This window comes from Paraburkholderia sp. RL18-085-BIA-A (assembly GCF_046027075.1).
Classification (GTDB): Bacteria; Pseudomonadota; Gammaproteobacteria; order Burkholderiales; family Burkholderiaceae; genus Paraburkholderia.
The window spans coordinates 36,553-49,793 of sequence record NZ_JARESU010000007.1 but is presented as its reverse complement, the minus strand read 5'-3'; the positions used below and the strand labels follow the sequence as shown (position 1 = coordinate 49,793).

The 13,241-nt window shown below is 63.8% G+C and carries 13 protein-coding genes; 5 read left to right on the top strand and 8 right to left on the bottom strand.

Translation table 11 applies throughout. The features are described from left to right. Positions 1-247: 247 nt before the first annotated feature. The 7 genes from hpf to kdsD all read right to left on the bottom strand — a co-directional run bounded on the left by hpf (position 248) and on the right by kdsD (position 6,099). Positions 248-604 (bottom strand): ribosome hibernation-promoting factor, HPF/YfiA family, encoded by a 357-nt coding sequence (gene hpf / locus P0D89_RS06820; protein ID WP_042328814.1) that lies wholly within the window; start codon positions 602-604, stop codon positions 248-250. A 170-nt stretch (positions 605-774) separates the two neighbouring features. After that, positions 775-2,292, bottom strand: coding sequence for an RNA polymerase factor sigma-54 (locus tag P0D89_RS06815; RefSeq protein ID WP_408354106.1), 1,518 nt, complete (start codon positions 2,290-2,292; stop codon positions 775-777). A gap of 184 nt (positions 2,293-2,476) precedes the next feature. Next, the gene (gene lptB / locus P0D89_RS06810) at positions 2,477-3,262 is read right to left on the bottom strand and encodes an LPS export ABC transporter ATP-binding protein (RefSeq protein ID WP_408354103.1); all 786 of its coding nucleotides are present in this window, start codon (positions 3,260-3,262) and stop codon (positions 2,477-2,479) included. Next, positions 3,259-3,930 carry a lipopolysaccharide transport periplasmic protein LptA gene (lptA, locus tag P0D89_RS06805; RefSeq protein WP_408354100.1) on the bottom strand — a complete coding sequence of 224 codons (672 nt, stop codon included), beginning with the start codon at positions 3,928-3,930 and terminating at the stop codon, positions 3,259-3,261. Before lptA ends, lptB begins: the two co-directional genes overlap by 4 nt. A 20-nt stretch (positions 3,931-3,950) precedes the next feature. Next, positions 3,951-4,559, bottom strand: coding sequence for an LPS export ABC transporter periplasmic protein LptC (gene lptC / locus P0D89_RS06800; protein ID WP_408354097.1), 609 nt, complete (start codon positions 4,557-4,559; stop codon positions 3,951-3,953). Continuing rightward, positions 4,556-5,116, bottom strand: coding sequence for a KdsC family phosphatase (locus P0D89_RS06795; RefSeq protein WP_408376250.1), 561 nt, complete (start codon positions 5,114-5,116; stop codon positions 4,556-4,558). The genes lptC and P0D89_RS06795 overlap by 4 nt, the downstream gene beginning before the upstream one ends. Further along, entirely contained in the window at positions 5,116-6,099 is a 984-nt protein-coding gene (kdsD, locus tag P0D89_RS06790; protein WP_408376249.1) for an arabinose 5-phosphate isomerase KdsD, read from the bottom strand. The genes P0D89_RS06795 and kdsD overlap by 1 nt, the downstream gene beginning before the upstream one ends. A gap of 149 nt (positions 6,100-6,248) precedes the next feature. On the opposite strand from kdsD, the gene P0D89_RS06785 reads away from it, so the two are divergent. From P0D89_RS06785 to purU, 5 genes are all read left to right on the top strand, one after another. Then, positions 6,249-8,252 (top strand): monovalent cation:proton antiporter family protein, encoded by a 2,004-nt coding sequence (locus tag P0D89_RS06785; RefSeq protein WP_408376330.1) that lies wholly within the window; start codon positions 6,249-6,251, stop codon positions 8,250-8,252. Between the two features lie 127 nt (positions 8,253-8,379). Beyond that, a complete protein-coding gene (locus P0D89_RS06780; RefSeq protein WP_408354088.1) occupies positions 8,380-8,946 on the top strand; it encodes an adenine phosphoribosyltransferase in 567 nt (188 codons plus the stop codon). 136 nt (positions 8,947-9,082) lie between these two features. Next, entirely contained in the window at positions 9,083-9,697 is a 615-nt protein-coding gene (locus P0D89_RS06775) for a LysE family translocator (RefSeq protein WP_408376248.1), read from the top strand. A gap of 65 nt (positions 9,698-9,762) precedes the next feature. Then, positions 9,763-10,623 carry an NUDIX hydrolase gene (locus tag P0D89_RS06770; RefSeq protein WP_408376247.1) on the top strand — a complete coding sequence of 287 codons (861 nt, stop codon included), beginning with the start codon at positions 9,763-9,765 and terminating at the stop codon, positions 10,621-10,623. Between the two features lie 113 nt (positions 10,624-10,736). Next, positions 10,737-11,606: a formyltetrahydrofolate deformylase gene (gene purU, locus P0D89_RS06765; RefSeq protein WP_408376246.1), complete on the top strand. Its 870-nt coding sequence runs from the start codon at positions 10,737-10,739 to the stop codon at positions 11,604-11,606. A gap of 215 nt (positions 11,607-11,821) precedes the next feature. Here the strand turns inward: purU and P0D89_RS06760 are convergent, their stop codons facing one another. Beyond that, positions 11,822-13,048, bottom strand: coding sequence for a PepSY-associated TM helix domain-containing protein (locus P0D89_RS06760; RefSeq protein WP_408376245.1), 1,227 nt, complete (start codon positions 13,046-13,048; stop codon positions 11,822-11,824). Between the last annotated feature and the right edge of the window lie 193 nt (positions 13,049-13,241).

The window sequence follows — 13,241 nt, the reverse complement described above, 5'->3', positions numbered from 1 at the left end:
GCCTGAAAGCGCAAGACTCCGACCGGCCGATTTCCGTGTGAGCTAGCTTGACCCTGATGGTAACCGGAACATTATAGAACAGGGTAGATGCTCATGGTGCGACGCGCCATCCATGCGCGATGGATTTTTAACGATTTGGTCCACAAGCTGCGCCGCCATGGGAAAAACGCGTCCAGAAACGAAAAACCGCCCGATTCCGGGCGGTTTTACCAACCTAAGAGTAATGAGAAAAACCCTCTAATTTCCCTTATTGCGGCGGCACGTCCAGTTGCGGCGCCGGTTGGTACTTGATCGCATCATGCTGATGGCCTTGTAGCCGATCCTTGTGGCGTATCACTTGCCGGTCGAGCTTGTCGATCATCAGATCGATCGCAGCGTAAAGGTCGCTGTCGCAGCTCTCGACAAAGATATCTTTGCCCTTCAAATGCAGGTTGATTTCAACCTTTTGACGCTTGTCCTTTTCCTTGTGGTTGTCGACCGAGAGGACCACACTGCCGTCGATTACCTGATCGAAATGTCTTAGCACCCTATCCAGTTTGGTGATCACGTATTCGCGCAACGCAGGCGTTACTTCGAGGTGGTGTCCACTGATCTGCAGATTCATAGTGCTTCTCCAAGCTAGTGGCCGCTTGTTCCGCACGATGACAGAGGTCCGGTCGATCTGTCGGCTTGCCTGAGTCGTCCCCCGGTGACTGACATCTGGCAGGTCGCATCGGCCGGCCTGTCCGCCAACAGCGGAGCGGCCGGTAAATGCCCGCCACGGAAGGCGACGGGCTACAGAGACTTGCGCAGGTTGACTGCCGGGATCTTAAGCGCTTCGCGGTACTTCGCAACGGTACGCCGTGCGACCACGAAGCCCTGTTCCGCCAGCAGTTCGGCTATGCGACTGTCTGAGAGAGGCGATTTCGGGTTTTCCGCTCCTATCAGTTGTTTGATGAGCGCGCGAATGGCCGTGGAAGAGGCCGCGCCGCCCGTGTCGGTTGAAACGTGCGAACCGAAAAAAAACTTGAATTCCAGCGTCCCGAATGGGGTCAGCATGTATTTACCGGTTGTCACACGCGAGACAGTCGACTCGTGTAGGCCCAGCGTATCAGCAATTTCCCGCAAAACCAAGGGGCGCATGGCAATTTCGCCGTGCACAAAAAAGCTCTTCTGACGCTCGACAATTGCTTGCGCGACGCGAAGGATGGTCTCGAAACGTTGCTGGATATTCTTGATGAGCCAGCGTGCTTCCTGCAGTTGCTGGCGCAACGATCCGCTACCCGGATCGCCCCGGTTATTGCGCAGAATATTCGCGTACAGGTGGTTGATGCGCAGCTTCGGCACCACCTCCGGGTTTAGTTCGGCCAGCCAACCCTGTGCGGTTTTGCGCACCATGATGTCCGGCACCACGTAGTCCGCTTCCGCCTTGCCGTACGCCGCGCCCGGGAATGGTTCGAGCGAGCGGATCAGCACGTGCGCATCGCGCAGGTCGTCGTCGTTCGCCTTTAGATGTTTGCGCAGACGCGTAAAATCGCGCGCCGCGAGCAGTTCCAGGTAGTGGGCGACGATGTCGAGCGCCAGCGTTCGCGTAGGCGACGAATCCAGCCGCAGCAGTTGCAGCTTCAGACATTCCGACGCGGAACGCGCGCCAACCCCGGCTGGGTCGAAGCTATGCAACAGCGCGAGCGCGGCATTCAATTCGTCGAGGTCGACTTCGAGCTCTTCGGGCAGATCGGCCCGCACTTCTTCGAGTGTGGCGGCGAGATAGCCGTCGTCGTCGAGTGACTCGATGAGGAACGTGATCAGCGCCCGGTCGCGCTGGCTCGCCTGGGTAACGCGCAATTGCGCCATCAGGTGGTCGCGCAGCGAAGTGCTCGATTCGTGGATTTGCAGCGGCGGCAGATCGTCGTCATCCGACGCGTTGCCGGAGCGGCCGTAGTCGTCGAGGTTCCATTGCGACGTATCGCCGTTGCCGTCGCCGGAGAGGCCGTTGTATTCGTCGACCCCCTGCGGCTCGCCATTTTCGGCGCGCTCGCTGCCGCTCGCGGACGTGGACGACCCATTGCCGCCCATCTGGTCTGGCGGCGCGGAAGAACTGGGCGCCTGGGCGATCAGCGAGCCGTCCGCCGCCACGCGCAACGGGCTCGCGATCCAGTCGTCCTCGTTTTCGAGGAGTGGATTCTGCGAGATCGCCATTGCGACTTCCTGCTGCAGTTCAAGCGTAGACAGCTGAAGCAGCCGGATGGACTGCTGCAGTTGTGGCGTCAGCGCAAGATGCTGCGATAGGCGGAGTTGGAGGCTGGCTTTCATGGCAAGTTGAGATTCATTGTAGAGAGTTTGCCACGACCGCGATACCTTGCGACATTCGCAATTGCGCGTGCGCCCGTTTCGGCGGCGCTGGGCACGGGACGGCCCAGGTCAAAAATGCTGATGTGCGGTTGCCGCAAAAGGACCGGCGGATGCGCGCCCGCAGCGCCGGTATTCCTTTGTGCACTTACATGCGGAAGTGCTCGCCCAGATAGACGCGCCGCACGCTTTCGTTTTCGATGATTTCGCTCGGCGCGCCGGCGGCCAGCACGCTGCCGTCGCTGATGATGTACGCGTGATCGCAGATGCCGAGCGTCTCGCGCACGTTGTGGTCGGTGATCAGGACGCCGATATTGCGCTGCTTCAGAAACTTGACGATCTTCTGGATTTCCAGCACCGCGATCGGGTCGACGCCCGCGAAAGGTTCGTCGAGCAGAATGAAGCTGGGGTTGGTGGCCAGCGCCCGGGCAATTTCGACCCGGCGACGCTCGCCGCCCGACAGCGACAGTGCCGGATTTTCACGCAAGTGCGCGATCTGCAGCTCGTCGAGCAAAGCTTCGGTGCGGGACGTGATGGTGTCCTTACTGAGCCGCTTGCCGTTGTCTTCGTGCTGCAATTGCAGCACCGCGCGAATATTTTCCTCAACCGAGAGCTTGCGGAACACCGAAGCCTCCTGCGGCAGATACGACAGTCCGAGCGACGCGCGCTTATGGATCGGCAGCAGGCTGATCGACTTGCCGTCCAGATCGATCTCACCGGCGTCGAGCGGCACGAGGCCGACGATCATATAGAACGAGGTGGTCTTGCCGGCGCCGTTGGGGCCGAGCAGGCCCACCACTTCGCCGCTTTTCACGTCGAGCGACACGTCTTTGACGACCGTGCGCGAACCGTAACGCTTCTTCAGACTACGTACGGCCAGCGAACTGCTGGTGCCGGCCGGCTTGCGATTGGGTAGGGACGCGGAGGTGCTCACTGATTCGGCGCTCCCTGGATCGTGGTGGACGGCGCGAGCGTGGCCGACGCGCCGGTGAGCGGCGCGGCGCCGCCGTTGCGCGGCGACAGCATGGCGCGCACGCGGCCGGTCGGGTTGCCCGGGCCGGCGACGTCCTTGCCTGCCTTCGCGGTATAGAAGTCGCTCTGGCCGTCATACGTAATGACGCTGCCGCGCACCTGGTCGATTACCGTCGACAGACCCTGCAGGCGGCGGACCGTGGCGTTCGTAGTGAGCGTGGTCAGATCCTGCTTGCCGTCGTAGTCGATACGGATGGCCGTGCCTTCGATGTATTCGTCGAGACCTTCGCGCTTCTGGCGGAAATACGACAGATTGCCGCCGCTCGACGTGCCGGTGGCGTACTGATAACCCTGCGGGTCCTGCGTCACCTCGACACGATCGGCCTTGATCACGATCGTCCCTTTGGTGGCTACCACGTGGCCGGTGAAGATGTTGACCTGCTTGAGGTCGTCGTAAGTCATGTTGTCCGCTTCGATGTTCAGCGGCTTGTCCTTGTCGGCGCGATCCGCGCGCGCAAGCGGCGCGAAGCCGGCGAGCGGCAACGCGACGAGCAGCGCAGCGAGTCCGGCGCGGCACGCGGACAGGGTGCGCGTGCGGCCGGTATTAAAACGGGGGAACGATTCGTTCATGCAGTCACGCCTGGAATGGATTACCCGGGTTGCTTGGGCGAGCTGCCGCCGGCGTCGGACGCGGCGATGGCGCCTCTCACGTTGCCGAACAGCTGCATCACCCGGGTGACGTTGTTGTAGTTCATGCCGCTGGCAGTCATCACCGACATGCCGCGCTGAAGTTTAACCGGCTTTTCGGTCTCGATCACATCGTCGTTGACCAGCACCTTAAAATGCTCCGAATCTGCCTGCATCTGCGGATCGCCGTTGCCGGGAGCCCGCAGAATGCGTGCATTGCCGTAGAGGTCGACGATCGACGCGTCCGCGTTCACCTTGCCGGTGTCGCCGGTCGCGGTGACGATCGGCTTGCCGGGCTGGAACGCGCGCATGGCCGGTTTGACCAGATCGCTCAGCTCGTCGTCTTCATAGTGAATCAGCGATTGCGCGGTCAGCCGGTACTGCGTCGCGCCCGATTGATCGAGTTCGGAAACCGAAAAGTTGTCCGCGAAGTAGTCTGGCGTGTGTTCCTTCGGGTGGGGCGCGCCTTCGTTCTGCCGCGGCAGCGTGGCTTGCAGGAGCCACCACGTGATACCGGCGAGCGCGGCCATCGCGACCAGCGGAATCAGTGAAGTCAGCCGGAACTGGTTCATCCGACGAGTCCCGGCTGTTCCCCGCTGCAGGCGGCCGCGAGCAGCGCTTCATACTTGTGCTGCGCGCGCAGCAGCGTGTCGCAGACTTCACGCGCTGCGCCGTGGCCGCCGCGCGCTTCGCTGACCCAATGGGCACGCGCGATCACTTCCGGATGCGAATTGGCCGGCGCTGCCGCGAAGCCGACCTTCAGCATCACGGCGAGGTCGACCCAGTCGTCGCCCATGTAGCCGCATTCTTCCGGGCTCATGCCGGTTTGCTGCAAAAGGTCCGCAAACGCCTGAGGTTTGTCCTGCACGCCCTGATAAACGTGCACGATGTTCATTTCCTTCGCACGCGCCGCGACGATGCCTGACTTGCGCCCGGTGATGATCGCCGTTTCGATACCGGCCTGGCGCAGCAGCTTCATGCCGTGGCCGTCCATCGAGTTGAAGCCCTTCATCGTGTCGCCTTCCGCCGTGAACAGCAGACCACCGTCGGTCAGTACGCCGTCTACGTCGAAAATCATCAGCTTCACGCGGCTTGCGCGTTCGGTGGCGGTAGGAGGGGCGATGGCCATCAGATCACCTTCTTCGAGAACAGGTCGTGCATGTTGAGCGCGCCGATCAGCTTGCCTGCTTCGTCGACGACCAGCATCTGATTGATGCGGAAGCGCTCCATCAGTTCCACGGCTTCCACCGCGAGGTGGTCCGGGCCGATGGTGCGCGGGCCGGCGGTCATCACGGAGGCGATCGACAGCTGGCGGAAATCGCCGTCGCGTTCGAGCACGCGGCGCAGGTCGCCGTCGGTGAAGATGCCGGTCACGCGGCCGTCGTGGTCGACGATCGCGGTCATGCCCATGCGCTTGGCGGTCAACTGGAACAGCGCGTCGCGCACGGTGGCCTCGGGCGTGACCTTCGGCACCTGTTCACCGGTGCGCATCACGTCGCGTACATAAGTGAGCAGACGCCGGCCGAGCGCGCCGCCCGGATGCGAGCGCGCGAAATCGTCGCGACCGAAGCCGCGCGCGTCGAGCACCGCAACCGCGAGCGCGTCGCCGAGCGCGAGCGCGGCGGTGGTACTGGCGGTCGGCGCGAGATTCATCGGGCAGGCTTCTTTCGACACCGCGGAATTCAGATGCACGTCGGCCAGTTGTGCGAGACTCGACGAGGGGCGTCCGGTCATCGCGATCAGCTTCGCGCCGAGCCGCTTGATGAGCGGCAGGATCGCCACGAGTTCTTCGGTTTCACCGGAATTGGACAGCGCGAGGAACACGTCGTCCGCAGTGACCATGCCGAGGTCGCCATGGCTGGCTTCCGCGGGGTGTACGAAGAACGCGGGTGTACCGGTGCTGGCGAGGGTGGCCGCGAGCTTGCGCGCCACATGGCCGGATTTGCCGATGCCGGAGACGACCACGCGCCCACGGCAGCCCAGGATGAAATCGACCGCCCCTACGAAGCCATCGTCGAGTTGGTCACGAAGGGCGCGTACAGCGTCCGCTTCGATGTCGAGCACGTCGCGAGCGAGCATGAGTGCCCGGTCGCCATTGATTTTCGCTATCATGCGCGGAGTATAGCAAAGGCGCCTGTTCGCCGCGCCGGGCCTGCTGTGCCAAGCCGCTGCCTTTACCGGCCCCTCAACCTTGTCGCACGGCGTTTCTCGTGCGCGGTTCCGCTGACGAACGAGGACGCTTTACCGATGCGTGTTTGCCGATGATTTCCCCGCTCGAGATGACGCTGTTCCTGTTGCTGGCATCGGTAGCGGGCGTGGTGATCTTTCGCTTTCTGAATCTTCCGCCGATGCTCGGTTACCTGACGGTCGGCATCGTCGTCGGGCCGCACGCGTTCGGTTTGATTCCCGATTCGGTCGGCGCGCAAAACCTCGCCGAATTCGGCGTGGTGTTCCTGATGTTTTCGATCGGGCTGGAGTTTTCGCTCTCCAAGCTGCGCTCGATGCGCCGGCTGGTGTTCGGCCTCGGCCTGTTGCAGGTGATCGGCACGATCGCGGTCGCGGTAACGCTCGGCTTCGTGCTGCAGCGCTGGGTGCATATCACGTGGCAGGCGAGCGTGGCGCTGGGCGGCGCGCTGGCGATGTCGTCGACGGCGATCGTCAGCAAGATGCTGGCGGAGCGGCTCGAGATCGAAACGGAGCATGGCCGCAATATCTTCGGGGTCCTGCTGTTCCAGGATCTGGCGGTGGTGCCGCTGCTGATCATCATCTCGGCGCTCGGCGGCAAGTCGGAAGATCTCGTCAGCGCGCTCGGGGTCGCGGCCATCAAGATTGTGGTGGCACTGGCGCTGCTGTTGATCGTCGGACAGCGCTTCATGACGCGCTGGTTCAACGTGGTCGCGCGCCGCCGTTCGCAGGAACTGTTCATTCTCAATCTGTTGCTGGTGACGCTCGGCGCGGCGTTCATCACGGACAAGTTCGGGCTCTCGCTCGCGCTCGGCGCGTTCATCGCCGGCATGCTGATCGCCGAGACGCCGTACCGGCATCAGGTGGAAGAGGACATCAAGCCGTTTCGCGACGTGCTGCTCGGTCTGTTCTTCGTGACCACCGGCATGCTGCTGAATCCGATCGTGATCTGGGAGCATCCGCTCATCGTGCTCGGTTTTCTGATCGGCGCGCTGCTGCTGAAGGCGGTGATGATCACCGGCTTGTCGCGGCTGTTCGGCGCGTCGCCGGGTGTCGCGATGCGCACCGGCATCGGCCTCGCGCAAGCCGGCGAGTTTGGCTTCGTGCTGCTGAATCTGATTCTCGACCGTCATCTGGTCGACGCCACGCTGCTGCAGGCGATTCTCGCGGCCATGCTGCTGTCGATGCTGGCCGCCCCGTTCCTGATCCAGAACGCGGACCGCATCGTGCTGCGGCTGTCGTCGACTGAATGGATGATGCAGTCGTTGCAGATGACGCGCATCGCGACGCAAAGCCTGAAGCAGAGCGGCCACGTGATCATTTGCGGCTACGGCCGCGCCGGCCAGAATCTGGCGCGCATGCTGGAGCACGAAGGTTTGTCGTATGTCGCGCTGGACCTCGACCCCGATCGCGTCTCGGCCGCGGCCGCAGCAGGGGAATCGGTGGTGTTCGGCGACGCCGGGCGGCGCGAGTCGCTGCTCGCCGCCGGTATCCATCGCGCGGCGACGATCGCGATCACCTACGCGAACACGCCATCGGCATTGCGCGTGCTGCACAACATTCACGAGCTGGAGCCGACGCTGCCGGTGATCGTGCGCACCGTCGACGACGCCGATCTGGAAAAACTGCTGGCCGCCGGCGCGACCGAGGTGATTCCGGAAATCGTCGAAGGCAGTCTGATGCTGGCCTCGCATACGCTGGTGGTGATGGGCGTGCCGATGCGGCGCGTGGTGCGGCGCGTCGAGGAGATGCGCGACGAGCGCTATGCGCTGCTGCGCGGCTATTTCCACGGCGCCGACGACATGGAAGACGACGACGGCCACGAACAGGTGCGGCTACAATCGGTGCCGGTCGACGCCAACGCGGATGCGGTGGGTCGCACGCTGGCGGAGCTGGGGTTGTTCGAGCTGGGAGTGGAAGTGACGGCGATTCGCCGGCACGGCATTCGCGGCGTCGAGCCGGACCCGTCCACCAAGCTGCGCGCGAGCGACATCGTGGTGCTGCGCGGTCTGCCCGAACAACTGGCGGAGGCCGAGGAACGGCTTTCGAAGCACCGCCGCGCGGGCGCCGCCGCGGCCTAGCGGGTCCGGTCGCACAATGCGGCAAATGCGGCTGGTTCGTCGCTGCTGCTGCGCTTGCAGGCCGCCCGGCGCGAGCCACCCTGATTCAGCTTTTCATCGGACCTGTCGAGGTCCACCCGGAGACATCATGTCCAACGCGCTCGTGAGCGCGCCGCTCGATGCGGCCAACTACATCAAAAGCCACATCCGCACGGTGCCCGACTGGCCGCAGCCGGGCGTGCAGTTTCGCGACATCACGCCGCTGCTGCAGGAGCCCAAATCGCTGCGCGTGCTGATCGACCTGTTCGTGCAGCGCTATATCGACGCCAAGCTCGACTACATAGCGGGGCTGGATGCGCGCGGTTTCATCATCGGACCGATCCTCGCATACGAGCTGAACCTCGGCTTCATCCCGATCCGCAAGTTGGGCAAGCTGCCTTATAAGCGGCTCGCGCAATCGTATGAGCTCGAATACGGCACCGCGACCGTCGAGATTCACGAGGATGCGTGCAAGCCCGGCGACCGGGTCGTCATCATCGACGATCTGATCGCCACCGGCGGCACGATGATGGCCGGCAAGATTCTGCTCGAGCGGCTCGGCGCGGTCGTCGTGGAAGGCGCGGCGATCGTCGATCTGCCCGAGCTGGGCGGCTCGAAGCTGCTGCGCGACGGCGGCCTCGCGCTCTATACGGCGACGAGCTTCGACGGTCATTGAGCGCGCGCCGATTGGCTCGCCTGGTTGCGCGCTTTTTGCGCACGCTTTTGCCGCACGTGTCACCGCACGCTTTTTCCGCGCATTCCTCCGTGCGTTTTCACCGCACATTCCGCCGCACACGAAGAAGGTAACAACGATGCCCAACTTCCTGTTGTTTCTCGCGACGTCGATCGCAATCACCGTGGCGCCCGGCCCGGACAATCTGCAAGTGCTCGCACGCGGCATTTCGCAGGGCCGCGCGGCGGGTCTCGTCGCCGCGCTCGGCTTCGCGGCCGGCATCACGTTTCACACGACGTTGGCGGCGCTCGGCGTCGCGGCGTTGCTGCGCTCGTCGCCGCTCGCGTTCGAAGCGATCAAGCTGGCCGGTGCCGCGTATCTGGTCTGGATCGGCATCAAGGCGCTGCGCAGCCAGGGGCTCGCGACCGCGCATCAGCGCGCGCCGCAGCCGTTGATGATGGTGTTTCGCCAGAGCGTGCTCGGCAATCTGCTGAACCCGAAAGTGACGCTGTTCTTCGTCGTGTTCCTGCCGCAGTTCGTGCAGCCGCGCGGCGCGCAAAGCGTCACGGTGCAGATGCTGGAACTCGGCGTGCTGTTCATGTTGCAGACGGTGGTGGTGTTTTCGCTGTTCGGCGTGTGCGCGGGGCTCATCGGCGGCTGGCTCAAGCGTCGGCCGCGCGTGGGCGTGTGGCTCGATCGCCTGGCCGGCGCTACGTTCATCGCGATCGGGATTCGCGTCGCGTTGCGTGATTGACGTGACTGATGCAGCGCGCGGTGCTCACCAGCCGCGCAGTGTGAAAAGTTTAGCTGGAGCTTGAGATGACCTTGCCTTGCATCACCGCCGCGCGCCGGTTCGACGCCGCCGCGCATCGGCCGTTCTGGATCGGCGCCGAACAGGTCGGCTGGATCCGCGCGAGCGATCTGCCGTTGCTCGAGCGCTGGCCCGATGTGTTCGACATCGACCGTGGTAACGACAGCGCCCGCGTGACGCTCGCGGCCGCGTTTAATACCGTCGATCTGCGCAGCGCGGCGCTCGGCTCGGTGATCGGTTCGCTGGCCGCCGAAGGCCGCATTCCCGGCTGGCGCAACGAGACCTACGCGATCCGCAATGCGTTCGACGCAGCGCCGCTCACGTACATCGAACGCGCGGCGTCGCGTTTCTTCGGCACGATGACCTACGCGGTGCATCTGAACGGCGTCGTAGAATACGTGGATGGCGCTCCGCAATTGTGGATCGCGCGCCGCAGCGACACCAAGGCGACCGACCCCGGCATGCTCGACAATGTCGTCGCGGGCGGGATTGGTTGGGGCTTCGGCATCGAGGCGACGATCATCAAGGAGTGCTGGGAAGAAGCCGGCATCCCCGAGGAGATCGCCGTGCGTGCCGTGGCGGGGCGCACCGCGCATGTGCTGCAATCGTTGCCGGAAGGCACGCAGGCAGAACAGATTTTCATCTACGACCTCACGCTACCGGCCGATTTCGCGCCGCGCAATCAGGACGGCGAAGTGGGTGAACACCGGCTCGCGCGCATCGACGAAGTGGCGCGCTGGATCGAAGAGGGCGCGTTGACGGTGGATGCGAGTCTCGCCACGCTGGATTGTCTGCTGCGCCGCCGTTGGATCGATGAAGACGCGTGTGTAGGCATCGAAGCGTTGTTCGCGCCGCCATCGCTCGCTTAGGCGCGTGCCTGAACGGTAGCCCGAGCGCTCGCGCGACGAACGTCCCGCAGCACGCTGCACCCAGCCGTACAGGCTGAACAAACTACGCATTGAAGAAGGGAGTCACCCAGGTCATGTCGACCGATCACAGCTTTATTCTCAAACTGTCGTGCGCCGACCGGCCCGGCATCGTTCACGCCGTGTCGGGCTTTCTGTTCGAGCGTGGCAGCAATATTCTCGACTCCGCGCAGTTCGGCGACAGCCGCACCGGCGAGTTCTTCATGCGCGTGCATTTTCAGCAGGTGGGCGGCGATCCGGGGCTGGACGCGTTGCGCGCGTCGTTCGCGGAACTCGCCACGACGTTCGGCATGCGCTGGGAGTTGCACGACGCGTCGGTGAAGCCGCGCGTGGTCATCATGGTGTCGAAGATCGGCCATTGCCTGAACGATCTGCTGTTCCGCTACCGCACCGGTCAACTGGCGATCGAGATTCCGGCGATCATCTCGAACCACAAGGAGTTCTATCAGCTCGCCGCCAGCTACGACATTCCGTTTCATCACTTCCCGCTGACGGGCGGCACGCCCGACGCGAAGGCCGCGCAGGAAGCGCGCGTGCTCGAAGTGATCGACGAGCATCAGGCGGATCTGGTGGTGCTCGCGCGCTACATGCAGATTCTGTCGCCGAAGCTGTGCGAAGCATTGGCCGGCCGCGCGATCAACATTCATCACTCGTTCCTGCCGAGTTTCAAGGGCGCCAAGCCGTATTACCAGGCGTTCGACCGCGGCGTGAAGCTAATCGGCGCAACCGCGCATTACGTGACGACGGATCTCGACGAAGGTCCGATCATCGAGCAGGAAGTAGAGCGCGTCGACCACAGCATGACGCCGGAGCAGTTGACGGCGATCGGGCGTGACGTCGAGTGCGTGACGCTCGCGCGTGCGGTGAAGTGGCACGTGGAGCATCGCGTGGTGTTGAACGGGAGTAAGACGGTGGTGTTTCGGTAGGAGCGGGTAGGGCGCGTCAGACGTCCCTCACGTTTGCAGAGGGCGGCGAGGTTTTTGTGTCGGCGTCCGTGTCCTGGCGATGCGGCTGGTTGCCCCGCTTGACCGCTGCGCAACCACCGCACAGAGCACTCACGCGATAGGCACCCTCGGCCGTCGCGTCACCACCGCGCCAATTTCCGCAAAAGCGCGCCGACCGAAGCCGGCGCAACCTTCACTTAAGACTGCGCCGCCGACCCGCCCGCGCTCCGCGCAAGTCCGGCATTTTGCGCCGAACGGCGGCGCGCATTCAGCTTCTTCAGCCAGATCAACAAGCCCGTCACGCTCAGCATCGCGACCGCCACGCCCATCGCGCTGATCAGAATCCGTCCGCCGAGTCCGAGGATGCGTCCCGAATGCAGCGGGAATTGCACCTGCATGAAGATGTCGCCCGCCGTGCCCTTGCCGGGAATCGTTTTGCCGAGCGGCTTGCCGGTGGCCGCGTCCCAATACATCCACGGGTTGCCGAGGCCGATATCGCCGTGATCGTCGCCGGGCGCATAGAAGCCCACGCCGTACGCATGCAGGAATTCCGCGTAGTAGACGCCGCCGGGCGGCACGGAAAGGTTCATCGCCTTGCCGGCCTGCTCCGCCAGTTCCACGATCCGTTCGCGGCTCAGCACCTGATCGCCGGGCTGCGGCGCGCGCAGAAGCGCCGGGTTGTTGATCGGGTCCGGCGTGAGCTTCGAGAACAGCGACACGACGGGCCGGACCACCGGCGCGGACAGATTCATCGATATCGACGTCAGCGCGACGATCGTCAGCAGGCCCCAGATCCACACGCCGCCGGAGCGGTGCAGGTCGAAGGTGAGCGCATAGCCGCCGCGCTTCAGACGAAACGCGAACGACTTGCGCCAGGCCTTGAAGCTCGGGAACGACAGCACGAGCGCGATCACGCTATCGAACAGCCACACGATGCCGACGATGCCCATCAGCCACGTGCCCGTATCGAAGTTGCCGGTAAACGGCAATTGCAGCGTGTAGTGCAGCTTGTAGATGAATGGAATCAGATTGATCCGCGCGAGCGACACAACGCCCCATTCGCGGCGTCCCTGAATCTCTCCGGTCGCGGGATCGACTGCGATCTGGTTGAAGTCGAGCGGATAGGGCTGCTTCGTGACGGGGTTCGTGCGCGGCAGCACCATCATCTGCAGCGTATGGCCCGGTTCGGCGGTGAGCGGCAGATAAGTCACCTGAAGCCGCCGATCGGCGGCTTCCACGCGACGCGCGAGCTCAAGCCCCGACAGCGCCGCTGCGTCCGTGCGGGCTTTGAAGAACGACGGGTTCAGCGCCGCATCGAGCTCATGGTCCCACGCGATGATCGCGCCGGTCAGGCCGGCGGCGAACAGGAACAGCGCAGTGGCGACGCCGAACCAGCGATGCAGGCGGACGAACTGGCGTCTCATGCGCGGGGCGCCGGGGCGGAGGGGAAATGCTGAGGGGGCGTCACGAACCAAGTTTGATGTGAATGGGAATTGTTCGCATCTTAGGGACTTGTGCAAACTACCGCAAGCTTCCCGTCAGGACGGCGGCTATCCCGCGTTGCCATGATCAAACGCAAAACGCGAAAAAAAGCGGCACCGAAGTGCCGCTTCCGTT